This is a genomic window from Streptomyces hyaluromycini, assembly GCF_002217755.1.
Lineage (GTDB): Bacteria > Actinomycetota > Actinomycetes > Streptomycetales > Streptomycetaceae > Streptomyces > Streptomyces hyaluromycini.
Window position 1 is genome coordinate 14895 of the sequence record NZ_BCFL01000024.1, and the last position, 16202, is coordinate 31096.

General features: G+C 68.4%; 13 protein-coding genes and 4 pseudogenes. 13 read left to right on the forward strand and 4 right to left on the reverse strand.

What is annotated here, in order from left to right:
* Positions 1–29 precede the first annotated feature (29 nt).
* The 7 genes and pseudogenes from SSP29_RS61315 to SSP29_RS56700 form a co-directional block, all read left to right on the forward strand.
* Positions 30–392 (forward strand): helix-turn-helix domain-containing protein, encoded by a 363-nt coding sequence (locus SSP29_RS61315; RefSeq protein ID WP_368669268.1) that lies wholly within the window; start codon positions 30–32, stop codon positions 390–392.
* Entirely contained in the window at positions 377–1717 is a 1341-nt protein-coding gene (locus tag SSP29_RS61320; RefSeq protein WP_150135237.1) for a TnsB C-terminal domain-containing protein, read from the forward strand. The genes SSP29_RS61315 and SSP29_RS61320 overlap by 16 nt, the downstream gene beginning before the upstream one ends.
* Complete coding sequence (locus tag SSP29_RS30955) at positions 1714–2763, forward strand: TniB family NTP-binding protein (RefSeq protein WP_089104165.1); 1050 nt, start codon at positions 1714–1716, stop codon at positions 2761–2763. The genes SSP29_RS61320 and SSP29_RS30955 overlap by 4 nt, the downstream gene beginning before the upstream one ends.
* 337 nt (positions 2764–3100) lie before the next feature.
* The gene (locus SSP29_RS56695) at positions 3101–3346 is read left to right on the forward strand and encodes a hypothetical protein (RefSeq protein ID WP_089104166.1); all 246 of its coding nucleotides are present in this window, start codon (positions 3101–3103) and stop codon (positions 3344–3346) included.
* Positions 3346–4329, forward strand: a complete 984-nt coding sequence (locus SSP29_RS30965; protein ID WP_107436277.1) for a TniQ family protein — start codon at positions 3346–3348, stop codon at positions 4327–4329. Before SSP29_RS56695 ends, SSP29_RS30965 begins: the two co-directional genes overlap by 1 nt.
* A 237-nt stretch (positions 4330–4566) precedes the next feature.
* Positions 4567–5490, forward strand: a complete 924-nt coding sequence (locus SSP29_RS30970; RefSeq protein WP_174856028.1) for a GNAT family N-acetyltransferase — start codon at positions 4567–4569, stop codon at positions 5488–5490.
* Between the two features lie 189 nt (positions 5491–5679).
* A pseudogene (locus SSP29_RS56700) lies at positions 5680–5799 on the forward strand (CGNR zinc finger domain-containing protein); the annotation flags it as partial.
* Positions 5800–5881: 82 nt separating this feature from the next.
* Here the strand turns inward: SSP29_RS56700 and SSP29_RS30980 are convergent.
* Together SSP29_RS30980 and SSP29_RS30985 are read right to left on the reverse strand one after the other, a co-directional pair.
* Entirely contained in the window at positions 5882–6790 is a 909-nt protein-coding gene (locus SSP29_RS30980; RefSeq protein WP_089104169.1) for a hypothetical protein, read from the reverse strand.
* Entirely contained in the window at positions 6787–7950 is a 1164-nt protein-coding gene (locus SSP29_RS30985) for a hypothetical protein (RefSeq protein WP_089104170.1), read from the reverse strand. The genes SSP29_RS30980 and SSP29_RS30985 overlap by 4 nt, the downstream gene beginning before the upstream one ends.
* A 148-nt stretch (positions 7951–8098) precedes the next feature.
* Between SSP29_RS30985 and SSP29_RS30990 the strand changes: the two genes are divergently transcribed.
* The gene (locus SSP29_RS30990; protein WP_145968972.1) at positions 8099–9391 is read left to right on the forward strand and encodes a helix-turn-helix domain-containing protein; all 1293 of its coding nucleotides are present in this window, start codon (positions 8099–8101) and stop codon (positions 9389–9391) included.
* 138 nt (positions 9392–9529) lie between these two features.
* Here the strand turns inward: SSP29_RS30990 and SSP29_RS61700 are convergent.
* Positions 9530–9760: pseudogene (locus tag SSP29_RS61700) on the reverse strand (CgnE/CgnB domain-containing protein); the annotation flags it as partial.
* Positions 9761–10990: 1230 nt separating this feature from the next.
* Here SSP29_RS61700 and SSP29_RS30995 point away from each other — a divergent pair.
* The 4 genes and pseudogenes from SSP29_RS30995 (at position 10991) to SSP29_RS31010 (ending at position 14683) form a co-directional block, all read left to right on the forward strand.
* Positions 10991–12520, forward strand: a complete 1530-nt coding sequence (locus SSP29_RS30995) for a helix-turn-helix domain-containing protein (RefSeq protein ID WP_089104172.1) — start codon at positions 10991–10993, stop codon at positions 12518–12520.
* 375 nt (positions 12521–12895) lie between these two features.
* The gene (locus tag SSP29_RS56705) at positions 12896–13441 is read left to right on the forward strand and encodes a hypothetical protein (protein WP_089104173.1); all 546 of its coding nucleotides are present in this window, start codon (positions 12896–12898) and stop codon (positions 13439–13441) included.
* Positions 13442–13485: 44 nt separating this feature from the next.
* Positions 13486–13857, forward strand: a pseudogene (locus tag SSP29_RS56710) (transposase family protein); the annotation flags it as partial.
* 97 nt (positions 13858–13954) lie between these two features.
* Positions 13955–14683: an SMI1/KNR4 family protein gene (locus SSP29_RS31010; RefSeq protein ID WP_089104442.1), complete on the forward strand. Its 729-nt coding sequence runs from the start codon at positions 13955–13957 to the stop codon at positions 14681–14683.
* A gap of 56 nt (positions 14684–14739) precedes the next feature.
* Here SSP29_RS31010 and SSP29_RS60135 read toward each other — a convergent pair.
* Positions 14740–14892, reverse strand: a pseudogene (locus tag SSP29_RS60135) (IS110 family transposase); the annotation flags it as partial.
* Positions 14893–15336: 444 nt separating this feature from the next.
* Here SSP29_RS60135 and SSP29_RS31025 point away from each other — a divergent pair.
* Positions 15337–16200 (forward strand): hypothetical protein, encoded by an 864-nt coding sequence (locus SSP29_RS31025; protein ID WP_150135241.1) that lies wholly within the window; start codon positions 15337–15339, stop codon positions 16198–16200.
* Positions 16201–16202: the final 2 nt, after the last annotated feature.

A 16202-nucleotide genomic window follows, 5' to 3' on the forward strand; every position in this document is an offset into this window, starting at 1 on the left:
TTGCCGAGTTGCGGGAGTGCGGAACGCCGGTGTCGCTGTCCCGGCTCCAGCGCTTCCGGGCCCGGTTCGAGTCCGAGGGCATTGCCGGGCTGGTTGACCGGCGCTCACGGGCGGTGAGCCGACCGACGGGCCGGGTGGACCCCCGGGTGGTGGCCGCGCTGGAGCAGGTGGTGGCGGCTCAGACCGAGCGTTCGACGGTTTCGGGTGAGGTCTTGCGGCACCGGATGGAACGTGTCCTGGAGGCCGATCACGGTCGGGACGCGGTGTCTCTGCTTTCACGGGCGACGTTCTACCGGCTGCTGTCCGCGGTCAGCGGGGCCGTCACACTTTGGGTTCGGCCCACACGCGCCGATCGCTGGCCAAGCGTCCTGAGGGCATGTTCGGGATGCTGACGGCGGTTCGCCCCGGCGAGGTCATGGAGATCGATTCGACGCCGCTGGATGTGCTCGTGGTCCACGACGACGGCTCGACGGATTCCTGCGAGCTGACCGGTGTGGTGGATCTGGCGACGCGGACCCTGGCGGCGGCGGTGCTGCGCCCGACGACGAAGGCGGTGGACGCCGCACTGCTGCTGGCTCGGGCCATGACGCCCGAGCCGATGCGGCCCGGCCGGCCGGAGGCACTGCGCATGACCCGGTCGGTGCTGCCCCACGTCTCGCTGCTGGATCTCGACGCGCGGCTGGCCCAGGCCGCAGGGGTGCCGGTGATCACACCTGAGACGATCGTGTGCGATCGCGGCAAGGTGTTCGTGTCCGAGACGTTCCGCCGGGCCTGTCACACGCTGGAGATTTCTCCGCAGCCTGCGCATCCGGACACTCCGACGGACAAGCCGCATGTCGAGCGGACGCTTCGGTCGGTGGCGTCGATGTTCGTCCAGTTCCTGCCGGGCCATACGGGCCGCAGCACCGAGCATCGCGGCAGGGCTCCGGAGGAGGAGGTCTGGTCGATCCACCAGTTGCAGGCGGTCTTGGAGGAGTGGACCGTGGCGCGGTGGCAGAACCGGCCGCATGACGGACTACGTGATCCGTTGACGGCAGGGCGGCCGCTGAGCCCGAACGAGAAGTACGCAGTGCTGGTCACCACGGCCGGCCACGTCCCCATCACGCTGTCGCCGGACGAGTACGTCGGGCTGCTGCCTTGCCGGCAGCGGACCCTCAACTCCTACGGCTTCAGGATCAATCACCGGATCTATGACGGCCCGGAATTGGCTGATCTGCGCCGGGGGCGCATGGGCAGCAGCCGTGATGGACACCGTTGGGCTGTCCACCACGATCCCTACGACATCTCCCGTGTCTGGGTACGCCACCCCGAGACCCGCGAATGGATCACTGTGTTCTGGCGGCATCTGCGCACAGCACCGGTTCCCATGGGAGAGCTGGCCTGGGACCACGCCCGCAAGATCGTCGCCGAAGGTGGCCCTGACCGCGACAACGAGACAGCGATCAGCCAGGCTGCGGCGGATCTGCTGAACGTCATGGCCGCCGGGCCCGAATCTCCGGAGCAGGAGAAGCCCAGGCAGGGCAAGGGAGCCCGGCGGCGCAACCGTCGGGTTGCCGCCCGCACTCGCGCCACCGCCGAGCCCGCCTATCCCCGACCCGCGATCCCACCGCAAGCCGAGCGGGCCACACCGGCCGAGCCGGAAGCGGAGGAGAACACGGCGGATGTGATCCCCCTTGGCCTGTTCGATCCGCGCGAGGATCCCTGGAGGCGTTCATGACGACCAGCGATCAGCCCGCGTCACGCTCTCTTGCGGAGCGGGACGCCGAGACACAGCTGCAGCTCACCACCCTGGAGGGATGGCGGGACTTCGTCACCGACACTCCGCCGCCGCCCCCGCTGCTGACCGAGCTGGAACACCAGGCGCTGTCGAAGAGCGCACAGGTGCTGGACGACGAAAATCGCATCGCCTACCACGCGCACACACTCGTGGTGGCCACTCCGGCGATCCGGCACATCGTGACCTGTGGACATCGCCAGGTGCTGATGAACCGCCACGAGCGGGGCGCCCGACGGGGCTTGCTCCTGTCCGGCCCGGCCGGCACCGGCAAATCCATCGCCATCACTCAGCTCGGCCTTTCGCACGAGCTGGCCGACCGGGCACGACACCCCGGCGTGGTCGACCGCATTCCGGCGATCTACGTGACGGTGCCGCCTGCCGCGACGGCCCGGATGATCGCGGCTGAGTTCGCCCGTTTTCTCGGCCTGCCGGTTCGTGCCCGGCTGAACATGACGGACATCATCGAGGCCGTGGTCGGCGTGCTCATCGACGCCCGCTGCAGCCTGGTCCTGGTTGACGAGGTGCACAACATCTCGCTGGCCACCCGCAACGGCGCCGAAGTCTCCGACACGCTCAAGTGCTTCTCCGAGCGCATCCCGGCCACGTTCGTCTATGCCGGGCTCGACCTGGACAGCAAAGGCCTGCGGGAGGGCACCCGCGGCGCGCAGATCGCGGGACGATTCACCTTGATCCGAACCGCACCCTTCCCGCAGGGACCGGAATGGAGCCGCCTGGTCGCCACCTTGGAGGACACCCTCCGGCTGCGCCGCCACCGGCCGGGCAGTCTGCGTCGGCTCGACGGCTGGCTGCATGCGCACACCGGCGGAATGATCGGCGCCCTGTCCCACGCCGTCCGAGGCGCGGCCATCGACGCGATCCTCACCAACACCGAGAAGATCACCAAAGCGGGGATCGAGGCCGTCCCGCTGGACTTCGCCGCCGAGTCCGACCGCCGCGCGAAGCTCGCCAGGGCGAAGCAGCCATGACCGCGGAACTGGTCCGACTGCCGATGAGAGTGCGGCCGAATCTGGGAGAGAGCACGGATTCGTACATCCGGCGGCTGGCTCGCGCCAACCATCTCAGGCCCAGCTACCTCCATGGGTTCCTCTGCGGCCGCCGAACTGGTTCGGAAAGCCTCACCTGGCACGTCTCGCCGCCCTGACCGGCCACAGCAGCGACGCACTACAGCACGCTCTGGCAGATGCGAGTTCCCCACGCAGACGCCGCAAGCCCGCCCCTGTCCGCGCCGGCTGGCCCGACGTCCTCGCCGACCAGCTCCGGGCCGTCCGGGACGATGCCGCCCTCCGTCCCCTGCCGCTACCGGTGCTGGCCCGCAGGCACGGCATCAGCCGACGCACCCTGCGGCATGCCCTCACGCTCGACCTTCCGCCGACACGCTCCGCCGGCCATCGCGGGCCTTCGGCACTGTCATCGCTGCAGCCGGTGATCGACACCATGGCAGCGCACGGCTGCCGGGCCCGGGAGATCTGGACACGATTGATGAACGAGTACGACACGTCCGTGAGCCTGTCCACGATCATCATCTACCTGCGGACACGGGGCAATTGATGCCTCCCACCCGTCGGCTCCCCAGACTCGTGCCCCTTTTCCGGGACGAATCAGTCGACTCGTTCCTCGCCCGGCCGGCCGCAGCCAACCACGTGGACACCGAGGAACTCCGGGCGCTTCTCGAAGTCCGCATGCTGAAGAAGACTCCCATCACGGCGCTGCGCGAACCACTCGCCACCGTGTCCGGCTACACCGAGCACCAACTGCCACTGGCCCTGCCTGAGTTCATCACGGTGAAGAACACCGACACCCCGGGCCTCGTCGACCGGCCTCTGATCAACGACCGCACACCCCAGCGACCTGCCTGCCGTCTCTGCACCCTCCGGGCGGGCATCGCCGAGCCGGTCATCTGCTGGATGACCCATGACCGCTATGTCTGTCTCCGTCACTGGCTCTGGATCGGTGACGGCTGCCAGAACCCCGATGGCCAAGTCGACATCTCCCCACTGCCCGCCACCGTTCTCGCCCATCGGCAGCACCGCAACCTCATCGCCCGCCACGGGCGCCGCTGGGTCAACCTCGCTTTCCACGACGCGAAGAAGATCTTCCTGGCCTGGAAGGAGCGCTACGAGTTCGGCCCCGAGGAAGCCATCGTCCGGCGCCTGACAGCCCTGACCTACCCCTCCGGCAAATCCGTGGCCGACGGACTTGCCCTCGCCGCCGGCTTCCACCCCGAGATCGTCGCGCGCTCCGGCCTGCTCGCCTCCGACCACTGGGAGAGAACCGCCCTGCGGGACGGCGGCCTCGCCCCGTTCATCGGCGAAGTCAGCTCCCGCGGCATCGTCGTCGGCTACGAACCCGACGACATCGACGACCCCCTCATCAAGTGGGTCCGCGACCGCCTCACCCACTACAAATTCGCCCTTCACCACGCCGGATGGGACACGCTCTCCCTCATCCTGCGCAACGAGACAACCCGCAGAGCCACCAACCAGCCGACCAAGGACTTCCGGACCTGTCCCCTGACATTCCCCCGTTACTGACACGGCCATACGCGGGGTGATCGAAAACCGTTTGCGCACAAGGGCTGCGGTTGGATAGACGTTGCGACCGAGGCCCTGCCACGAGGGTGAGGGCACGACAGCGAGAGGAGGGATAAGCCGATGATCCCCATGATCACCGCGCTTGCGTCCTCCCGGGGCGCGGACCGCGTCTGACCCCGGAGCGGACGGGCGCCTTCACCGGAGCGTGCCTGAACCGTGAAACAGAACGACCTGACCATGCGTCCCATCAACGGGCGCGACGAACTCGACCTCTTCTCCCAACTGCCCTATGTCCTCAACGAGGAACTGGCAGACGACCTTGCCGTCGGCCGCCGACGCCCGGAATGGATGTGGGTCGCCCTGCACGGTGACCGCCTACTGGCCAGAGCTGCCTGGTGGAGTCGAGCCGGCAGCGACACACCCCTCATCCTGGATGTCCTCGACATCGACGACAACGCCCCGACTCCCGATCACAGGGACATCGGCGTGCGACTCCTGCACACCGCGATGGCCGCCACCCTTCCGAACGGATCGCGTCCCCCTGAGTACAGCCGTTTCGTCCCGCCGGACTGGCGCGAGAACACGGTGACCAGACAAGCCGTCGAGGACCGCATGACGGTACTGGAACGGACCGGTGCCCGGCTCTTCGTCGAACGACTGCGTCTGGAATGGCGCCCGGAATCACCAGTCCCCAAGCCCACAGAGCGCCTTGCGTTCCGGCCGATCCGCGATGCCACAGAACTCGTGGCCTTGATGACCTTGGTTCTGGACGGCACGCTGGACGCACACGGCCGTGACGACCTGACCCGGATGTCCGCCCAGGAAACTGCCGTCAAGCACTACGAGGACGAGCTCGCGCGCTACACGAGCCCGCGAGACTGGTGGCGGATCGCAACGCTGCCCCACGGAGAACCAGTGGGGTTCGTCCTCCCGGCCCACAACGGCTACAACGCGATCATCGCCTACATCGCGGTCATACCCGCACACCGCGGCAATGGCTACATCGACGACCTCCTCGCCGAGGGCACCCGCATCCTTGCCGAGCAAGACGTCCCCCGCATCCGCGCGTCCACAGACCTGGGCAACGTCCCGATGGCGAACGCCTTCCAACGCGCTGGATACGTCAATTTCGGGCGTGAGATCAATATGACCTGGAACTGATTGAGCACCTGGCGGGGGCGCCACAGACGGCGCCCCCGCAAACACCCAGGCTGCCTCAGATCGATTGAGACGGGACACCCGATGTGGCGTTTCGGCGGACCCGGTCCTTCCGAGCGCCGGCACCTGCGCCCCGGTCCTTCCCAAGCCGTCGCTTTGTCATCCGCAGGACAGCGCCCCGACCCGATCGACTTCGTCACCCAGGGCGGCGGTCCCGAACGCCGCTACTGCTCCCGCCGATGCGCCACCCGCGAACGGGTCGCAGCCCATCGGCGCTCCCACTCCGCCGAACCGTCGAGCGAGGCCGGGTAAGGCGCCTGCCGGGGAACTCCCCCTGCGGTTCCCCGGCCCGCCCCTGACGCCCCCCGTTTCCGCGGCTCCTGCCCGGTCCGTGTCAGACCGAGCTCAGCAGAACCACCAGCAGGGCCACGGACAAGATCAGTACGGTGGCCGTCAGCGCGCAGACGATGCCCCACGGCCGTGCGAGGAGCCGTCCGCCGGCCGGCTCGGACCGCCCGCCGCCGACGTCCCCATGGTCTCCATAGTCTCCAGGGCCTCCAGAGCTTCCAGCGCTTCGAGGGCCGCCGCTGCCGAGTGGGCCCGGGCGCCCAGGGTCTGGGCTCCCCTGCCGGCCCGCTCCGGCGTGGTGCCCGCCAGACGCGGCATCCCGGCCGCGGTCCGGCGGTACGGAAACGGCCGCGGGCCCACCGCCCGGTCCGGCCAGGACGCGCCGGTCGCCCGACGGCCGGCGGCGGCCCGAAAGGGCCGTCTCGATACTCCGCTGCGAGTGGTAGGTGTCCTGGGTGACGCAGCGCAGCGGCGCTCCCTCCTCCGGCACCTCGATCTCGTCGGCGGGGCGTACCCCGAAGGTGTCGGAGTCGGCGTCGTAGAAGTCCTTGACGACGTCCGCGCACAGGCCGTGCACGAGGTGGAAGAGTTCCCGCGTGGCCTCGCCGGTCCGCGGCCTGTCCCGGCGGACGACGCCTTCCATCAGCGGCGTCCGGCGCCCGTGGTTGCGGACGTACTCGACGTCCCGGCCGACGTCGGCTCCCGTCAGGTAGACCACGCGGTACAGCAGCCACAGGGAGCGCCCGGCACGGTCGCGGTACTCGCGCAGATAGGCGCCGTCGTCGGAGACCTCGCCGCGCGCCATGCTCGCGAGCAGTCCGTGGGTCCGGGTCTCGGCGAGGAACCTGGGGGCGACCACCACCTGGAAGTCGTGACTGGCGGTACGGGTGATGACGAAGGGCCAGGCCTCCGGCCGGTCCGCTCCGGCCGGCGGCTCGGCCGGTCCATGGGTCATGAGGCCTCCTTCAGCACGAGCGACCCCGGGTGCACGGCCTCGAACTCGGCCAGCACGGCGTCGAACACCTCGGCCATGCGCGTCAGCGCCTCGCCCGCCGAACGCGCCTGCAGCATCTGCCCGCGCACCTGGGCGATCTCACGCTCGACCTGCTGCCTGCGCTCGGCGATCCGGCTCTTCCCGTACGACTCTGCGGCTCCGAGAACATCCTGCTGGACCGCCCGCAGCAGGGGCGAGCGGGCGGGCCGGGCGCCCAGGACGCTGCGCAGCAGGGACAGTTTGCCGTCCCACCCGTCCATCCGTTCGAGCCGTTGCCTGTGCTGCTCCAGCAGCGGCCCCGCGGTCTCCGCCCGCCGCGCCGAGGCCTTCAGCTCGTCGCGGACCAGGTCCACCAGGACGGCCATGAACGGTATCTCGACGTTGTACGGCCTCGGGTACGTACCGGGCTTGACCTGCTTGACCATGGTCCGGGACACGGGGTCCAGGACCGCGTATCCCTGGCCGAGCGCGCTCACCGGGATGAAGCGGAACGTCCCCACCGACTTCCGGTTCAGCCGGCCCAGGTAGAAGGCCTCGAAGTCAGGATGCTCCAGCAGACCGTCGAGCACGCTGCGCAGGGTGTGGCCGGCCGCCTGCAGCAGATCCCACTTGGTGACCACGACGTGCACGGCGGCGTTGCTCTGCTGGATCTCGTTGAAGATCGCGAAGAGTTCGTCGGTCAGGCCCGGCTCACCGTCGAGCTGGCGGAGCACCTTCTCCCCGTCCAGGAGGAGCAGCAGGAACCTGGAAGCCCTGACCCGGTCCCAGACCGCCTGCCCCTCCTCGGTCTCCCAGGCGTCCGCGATCTGCAGGAACGCGCCCGAGTAGTCCAGGTAGGAAAGGGCGAACGGGCTGAAGACCGCGTCGTCCTCCGTCCGGAGCGAACACGTGAACGTCCATTCCGTGGTGTCCGCCTGCAGGTTGGGGTCGGGCCACACGTCAGGCGCCCCGGCGGCCACATCGCGGAAGATGTTGTTCAGCCTGATCTTGTCGGCGCCGGGGACGGTCACGAAGAACCCCGTGTCCGGCCGCTGGATGGCCAGCCGGCGGAAGAGGCTGGCCAGATAGAGGGTCTTGCCGGAGCCGGACGGTCCGAGCACGGTGACAGGAATCGTGTCCATGCAGTGCCTCGTTCGGTGACACAGAACAGCGTCGCGGAGGCACGAGGCCCCCGCGACACACCCCCCGTGTGGAGCGGTACGGCGACCGTAAGCGGCGGATCGCCCGGAACCCATCCCAACTATCCGGGATATCCGTACAGTTGCAGATATGCCTCGGTCCGCATCAGAGCCCCCGTCGGAGCCCGCCGCGGGCCGTTCCGGTTCGTTACGCGCCCGTTCCGGCGACCTGGTGGACGCCTTCGAGCGCCGCTCCCGCCGGCTGCTCGCCACCGCGCCCGCCGCCGGCGCCGCCCTGGAGGTGCTGGGCGCCGCCGCCCACTGTCTGCTCCGGCGGGTACCCGCGGACGTGTGGTGCGGGGTGCTGCTCGACCCTGCGACGCTGCTGGACACGGGCGGCCGCCATGAACAGGGATTCCCCGAGCGCGTGATGCCCCGGCTCTTCGAGATCGAACACGCCGAGCAGGCGGGCGTCGACAACATCCGGGCGCTGTCCCGCCGTACCGAGCCGGCCAGTCTGCTGAGCGTGTCCACGGGCCGGCGACTGGAGGACAGCGTCTACTACCGGGACATCCTGCACCCCGAGGGCCTCGCCGACGAACTGCGCGTGGCGCTGCGGGACCGGGGCCACTGCTGGGGCCTGCTGGTGCTGTGCCGGGCCCGGGGCACGCTGCCGTTCTCCCCCGCCGACGTGGCGGTCGCCGCCCGGCTCAGTACCCCGGCGGGGCGGGCGCTGCGCCAGGCGTTCCTGCTGGGCGGCACGGACCTGGGCGACACCCCGGACGCGCCGGGCCTCGTCATCCTCGACCGGAACGGCCGGATCCAGCAGGCCACGCCGACCGCGCGGCACTGGCTGGGCCAGATCCAGGAGAGCCGTCCGTCCGACGAGCAGACGGGTCCACTCGCCTTGCAGGCCGTGGCCGCCAGGGTCCGCACCACCGCCCACGAGAACCCCGGCGAGTCACCGGTCCACTCGACGCGCTCCCGGGTCCGGACCCACAGCGGCCACTGGGTCACCCTGCACGCCACGCACATGTCCGCCCCGGGGCATGGCGGGGGAAACGGCGGGGGAACAGGACTCGGTGAAGAGACCGGGGCCGGGCACACCTATGTCTCGGTCGGCCTCAGCCAGCCCGGTGACCTCGCCGCGATCGTGCTCGACGCGTACGGCCTGTCGGCCCGCGAACGCCAGGTCGCCCAGCGGGTGCTCGTGGGCCGGTCCACCACCGAGATCGTGGACGAACTGGCGATCACCGAGGACACCGTCCAGGACCATCTCAAGAAGATCTTCCGCAAGGCGGACGTGCACAGCCGCCGTGAACTCATGGAAGAGGTCTTCTTCCACCACTATCTGCCCGGCCTCGTCCAGCCTCCGCTGACCACGGACGGCAGGAGGCGTCCACGGGACCGCGGCGCCGGGAGAGGGGCCTCCGGGCCGGGCTGAGAGGGAGCACACTGCGCCGGTGACCGCCGCCGGGGCGCCGGGGCGCCGCCGTCCGGCTCCGGACGGCGACACAGGGAGCCCATACGACGGATCCTCGGCGTGTCGTAAATCCACGCAGAGTGTGTCAAGTCGGGCCTCTCGCGAGATGAGGTCGAAGTACATACCGGTCAGGCCGTTGCCCACCCCCGGACGGACGTCGGCGGCACCCTCGTTGAGCAGGCAGTTCAGGCTCCGGTCCACCCGGTCGGCGGACAGCACGCCGGTGCCGGTGGCGGCCTCGGTGACGGCGCCCCGGCACCCGGGGCCGCTCGTCGCGTGGATGCCGCCGCCGAAGGGGCCGAACCCGTCGCCGAACCGGTTGTCCCGGATCCCCGCCTCACAGCGGACGGGATTCCCGCGCCCCTTCCCTCATTTCAGCAGCGGCCCTGAATCGGCCTGCCCGGATGCTCGTCAATTCAGGGCGCCTGGCCACGAGTACGGAATCGATCCGCGGCATTCTGGAAATCGTGAGCTCGATGTCGACGCGGTCGGCCATATCGGTCGGCGACATGGCCGCCTCGAAGTGGTTCCCGGTGACGGAGTGCCCGTCCGGAAGAATCCCGTGACGGGTACGGCTGGCGAGCCGGAGTTGTTCCGGAAAGTCGGATGACGAGATCCGTTCCGGGTCCGGTCATACGTACTGCTTCGCGGGCCGGCAGAAGTTGGGAGAGGATCCGGTGGTTCACCGCGGCACAGCCCGGGATGCCGATCTCGGAGAACCCTTCCAGAGCGTATCTGGCGACCTGTGGATCTGCGGATCTACGGAGAAGGAGGCCAGCCGAATCCATAGCACACTGAACCTGGAAAAGATGTCGCGCAGGGCCCGGCGGAACGGCGGCCGACCGCAGTCGAGCGGTACCGCGACCGCTCGCCGAGGCGCCGGCTCACGGCCGCTCAGCATGCCGCCGCACACCCCCTACGGCAGCCGCGCCGGGCTCAGGTCTCCCGTCCGGAGTCCTCAGAGCGCGACCATATATACCGCCGTCGCCCGCCACGCCCTCCACCGCCCAAATCCTTCGAGATGTGCGCGATCACCATCATGCACGATGAGAGTGCGGGAATTCCCGATGGCCGTCGCCGGCACGCCTTCCGACAGGGCACCTGCGGCGACCTCGGGCGCAACGAACCGTGAATCAGATTCCGTTGTAGATGATCGCGATGAACGGCTTGGGGTTCCCACCTTTCGGGTGTCAGGGTGGCCGTTCTCTGACCGGCGTCGAGAGATCCGAACGGGATGATCTTCGGGGCTTCCGGATTTCCGGCGGACAGGGCGGCCTCAATAACCGTCCGGGGCATTTCTCGTACCTCCGAATCGAGCCCTGTGACGCATGCCGACGGGGGGCGCCGGGCACCCCTCCAACGCACGGAGGAAAAGCCTCCGGACAACAGCCGGCGGAATTCCTGACCGAACGTCGGGAGCCGTCTCGCCGTGTTCTCGCCCTGCCCCTGCGCGCATCGGAACGACGGTCGACGGGCCGAACAACCAGGCCCGCTGACAGGGCATCACCCGAACGGACCCCCCAACGGGCGCCATCTCATATCTGAGATAACCTCGGCCTCATGGCAGACGACTACCTCGTACGCATCGGCAAGCTCATCCGTGATGCCCGGCAACACCGCGGCTGGACACAGACACAGCTCGCGGAGGCGCTCGGCACCAGTCAGAGCGCTGTCAACCGCATCGAGCGCGGCAACCAAAACATCAGCCTTGAGATGATCGCTCGAATCGGTGAAGCCCTGGACAGCGAGATCGTCTCACTGGGCTACGCGGGCCCGATGCATCTGCGGGTGGTGGGCGGCCGCCGGCTGTCCGGCGCGATCGACGTGAAGACCAGCAAGAACGCGTGCGTGGCCCTGCTGTGCGCCTCGCTGCTCAACAAGGGGCGCACGGTGCTGCGCCGGGTGGCCCGGATCGAGGAGGTGTACCGCCTGCTGGAGGTGCTCAACTCCATCGGCGTGCGCACCCGCTGGATCAACGACGGCGTCGACCTGGAGCTGGTCCCCCCGGCCGACCTCGACATGGCGTCGATCGACGCCGAGGCCGCCGTACGCACCCGCTCGATCATCATGTTCTTCGGTCCGCTGCTGCACCGCATGGACCACTTCAAGCTGCCGTACGCCGGCGGCTGCGACCTCGGGACGCGGACCATCGAGCCGCACATGATCGCGCTGCGCCGGTTCGGCCTGGACATCGCGGCGACCGAAGGGCAGTACCACGCGCAGGTCGACCGCGCGATCCGCCCGGACCGTCCGATCGTGCTGACCGAGCGCGGCGACACGGTGACCGAGAACGCGCTGCTGGCCGCGGCCCGCCACGACGGCGTGACGGTCATCCGCAACGCGTCCTCCAACTACATGGTCCAGGACCTCTGCTTCTTCCTGGAGGCGCTCGGCGTCAAGGTCGAGGGCATCGGCACCACGACCCTGACCGTGCACGGCGTCCCGAACATCGACGCGGACGTGGACTACTCACCCTCCGAGGACCCGGTCGAGGCGATGAGCCTGCTGGCCGCGGCCGTCGTCACCGAGTCCGAACTGACGGTCCGCCGCGTCCCCATCGAGTTCCTGGAGATCGAACTCGCCGTCCTGGAGGAGATGGGCCTCGACCACGACCGCAGCCCCGAGTACTTCGCGGACAACGGCCGTACCCGCCTGATCGACCTCACGGTCCGCCCCTCCAAGCTGGAGGCGCCGATCGACAAGATCCACCCGATGCCCTTCCCCGGCCTGAACATCGACAACGTCCCGTTCTTCGCCGCCATCGCAGCGGTCGCCCAGGGCAAGACCCTCATCCACGACTGGGTCTACGACAACCGGGCGATCTACCTCACCGACCTGAACCGCCTCGGCGGCCGCCTCCAACTCCTCGACCCGCACCGCGTCCTGGTGGAGGGCCCGACCCGCTGGCGCGCCGCCGAGATGATGTGCCCGCCGGCACTGCGCCCCGCCGTGGTGGTCCTGCTGGCCATGATGGCGGCCGAGGGCACGTCCGTCCTGCGCAACGTGTACGTCATCAACCGCGGCTACGAGGACCTCGCCGAACGCCTCAACACGATCGGGGCGCAGATCGAGATCTTCCGGGATATTTGATAGCAGGATGCCGCCGCACCCCTCCCTGACCTGCGATGCAACGGGTCAGGGAGGGGTGCGGCGGCATCTCTGGGACTTCTCTGGGACTTTGGGCCCGCGGTGGGCTACGAGCCATGCTCCACAGGCTCTGCCGACCGGCCGCGGCTACGCGAAGATCGCGTACCGTCGCCCTTGAGCCCCACGTCTAAGGGCTGTCCCGCAATGATCAGGAAGCCCCGCTCGCGGACACACGAGCTGTGAGAGGAGCTCGTGCGCCGCACCGAGCCGGCATGAGGTTCGTTCGCTGAGTCCGGGAAAATTCGTTGGACCCATTGACGGGGGCGCGTCATAGGGTTCGGGGCGCGGAGACGCAGTCGGTCGGTGAGGGAACGGTGGATGGCGGGACTGTACGAGATCTGGCAGCGGGCGGAGGTGTCGCGCAGGCTCGACGTGTTGTCGGGTTTCGTCGCGATGTGCGTGGCGGGGGACGACGACGCGCGACGCCGTCTCGCCCAGCTGGTTGCAGGCTCGGACGCGGCCCTCTCCTCCTCGCCCCCGGATTTGGGGATCGCCTCAGAGCACCTGGACGAACTCGTCCGGTGGGCTGACACGGAGTGGACCGATCACCCCTATCGTCCCGTGGAAGCCCGGCCAGACGAGGCCGACCGCCAGACGCGCGACTACGCCAAGGACCTTCGGCACGCCGCACTCTCGGCCGGCGTCCGGGACGAGATGGGCCGCATCGAACTCAGTCTTGAGGTCCGGTTCCTGGCCTTGTGCCGCCAACCGGGGTTGGACTGTCGGATCCGCCAGGATGTCTTCTACGTCGCCGGGCGTGCCGCGATGGCCCTCGACCTCGGGCACTTGGAAGCGGCAGAGCGGGAGATCCGGCGTATGGAACAGGTGGGTTCCGTGGAGCCACGGGAGATCCGCTGCGGCTGAAACGCAGCTCTCCGAGGTCCACAGGTGTGGAACGATCTCTTCACGTGGCTGGTGTGATCGCGGCGTCGGAACCGCATTGGATAGCCCCGTTCAGCGGGCTGCAACCACGCGACTTCCGCAGGCTGATCGCTACGTTGCGCCGAGAAGGTGCTGAGCTGACTCGTCGAGGGCGTCCCTGGTCACTGACGCTGGAAGACCGGGTGCTGCTGGTCACCGCGTACTGGCGGACCAACCTGACACTGCGCCAGCTTGCCCCGCTGTTCGGCATCTCCAAGTCAGCTGCCGACCGCATCGTCGACCACGTCGGGCCGTTGCTGGCGCTCAAACAGAGGCAGCGCTTCCGCGCCGGCACCGTGCTCATCGTCGACGGCACGCTCGTGCCCACCCGCGACCACAGCGTCGCCGAGCAGTCCAAGACATCTCATGTCGTCGGTGGGTCAAGTTGGTTGCTGGCGATCCCGTGGAGCTGTGCTTGTGCTCTGCCACAGACTCGAAGGCGGTAGCGTCCTCGGCATGCTGGACGGTCCTGATATCTCGGTGGCACTGCGAGGCGGGGTGCGCACTCGCACGCAAGCCTGGGACTTCGTGCGCTGGTTCGCCGACGAGTGGATGGGCCGCCCACTGGAGCCAGCAGACGGCTACAGCGAGAGCGAGTTGGCGGCCATCGAAGCCGAGCTGGGCTTCGAACTCCCGGCTGCCCTGCGCGAGGGGTACGCACTGTTCGGGTGCCGGCAAGATCTGACCCAGCAACAGGACCCCCTGGTCCCGGCGACGGGGCTCTACGTCACCGACGATTTGGGCGGCATCCTGGTCTTCCGCCATGAGAATCAGGACTGTGCCTTCTGGGCAATCCCCCTGGCAGAGATCGAACAGGCCGATCCGCCGGTGGTGGTGGAGTCACGCGACGGCTGGATCCCGTTCCTCGATCGGATGTCCCTCGCATGGGTCGAACTCGTGCTGAGCGAGTCCCTCTTCGGAGCGGACGACCTCGGTCTCTACGACGCCTGCGAGCTGCCCGACCCGCTGCTGCCGAACCTCCACGAGCGCTATGCCCGAGTGAACCTGCCTGACCATCCCATGTGGGCCAGCAAAGACGACTCGCCCGTGGGCTGGTACTCGGCACCTGGCCGGCTGGTACGCAGAGACGGGATCCAGGACCAGTCCTGGATCCATGCACGCGGACGCACGACTGCTGATCTCGAGATCGTGCGCAAGGACCTTCCCGGCCCCTGGGTCCGCTGAAGTTGCCTCACCCGCCAAGTCGCCGGACCAGCCCATCACCCGGTTCGGTCCGGCGGTTACGCGGCCAATGCGAGGGAGGGCCCGAACGCGCGTTGTGAGTCGTAGAGCGTCCGCGTCTGCAAGCAGTGGTAGAGGCAACCCAGGAGCTTGTTGAACAGGTTCCGCAGAGCAGATGTGTGACGTTCCCCGGCCTCTCGCCGACGTGAGACAGTCCCGCGGCGAGTCGCAGTCGGCGTACGTCGCGGGCAGGCGGGGGCCGGAGGCGTCGAGGATCTGTTCGGTGATGCCCCAGGATCCGGGAGAGTCATGTCCACCTGGGAGACGGAGTCGAGCCGAGGTTGGCCATGGTGTCCGCCGTGAACACCACGGTGATACTGGAAGGCTTCGCCAGGTGGGGTCGGACCGGAACGGGACCATCCCCGGCTGGAACGTCATCACTCGTCCGCCCCTTAGGCCTGGCTGTTCGGCTACCGCCGTCTCTCCATCCGATACGAGCGGCACGGCCACCTGTTTACCGCCTTCCTCATCCTCGCAGCCGTACTGACCAGCTAGGAGGAGTTCGTAAAAATCACCACATGGGACACGTTCCAATCTATGCCGATATGGGTAGCGTTGGCCGTGAGCCCTGACGAGCGGATCGGAGCATCGACGCTATGTCGCGAATCCTCGCAGTGCACGGCATTGCGCAGCAGCTCAAGGGTGAGGCCATGCAGCACGGACTGTGGTTTCCGGCCATGCGCGACGGGGTGGTACTCGCGGGCGGAGATGTCGCGCCTGAGGATCTTCGCTGCGTCTCGTATGGCCATCTGTTTCGGCGTCCCGGCCGAGGACTGTCCTCGGATCTCCCACCGCTAGGGCCTGCCGATGTCGACTCCGAATTTGATCTCCCGCTGCTCCTCGCGTGGTGGGAGGAGGCTGCTCGGGTCGACGACGAAGTGGTCGCACCGGACGCGCGCTCTCTGGCGCGGACCGGGGGTTCGGCTCAAGCGGCGCTGCGGGCACTCTCCGGCTCCAAGTTCTTCGCCAACTTGGCCATGCGCTCGATGATCTTTGATCTGCACCAGGTGCGCCGATACTTCACAGAGTTGACAGTCCGGGCGCAGATTCAGGCGCGCCTGGAGGAATGTGTCACAGACGACACGCAGGTCATGGTGGCTCACTCACTCGGTTCCGCTGTGGCCTATGAGGCACTGGTTGCGCACCCGGAGTGGCCGGTCACCGACTTAATAACCATAGGCTCCCCGCTGGGAATCCGTAACCTGATCTTTGACCGGCTGGAACCTCGTCCGGTACCAGCCGGCGGCCTTCCGCGCGGCTCATGGCCGCGCGGAATAGCGCGCTGGACGAACTTGGCCGACTCCGGAGACATTGTCGCGCTGGTCAAGGACCTGCGACCGCTGTTCGGCGACGACGTGCGTAGTTTCCTGGTGCATAACGGTACCCGAGCCCACAACGTGGCTCCCTACCTGACCGCTCCGGAAACCGGCGCCGCGATCGTCGCCGGTCTGACAGGCTGATC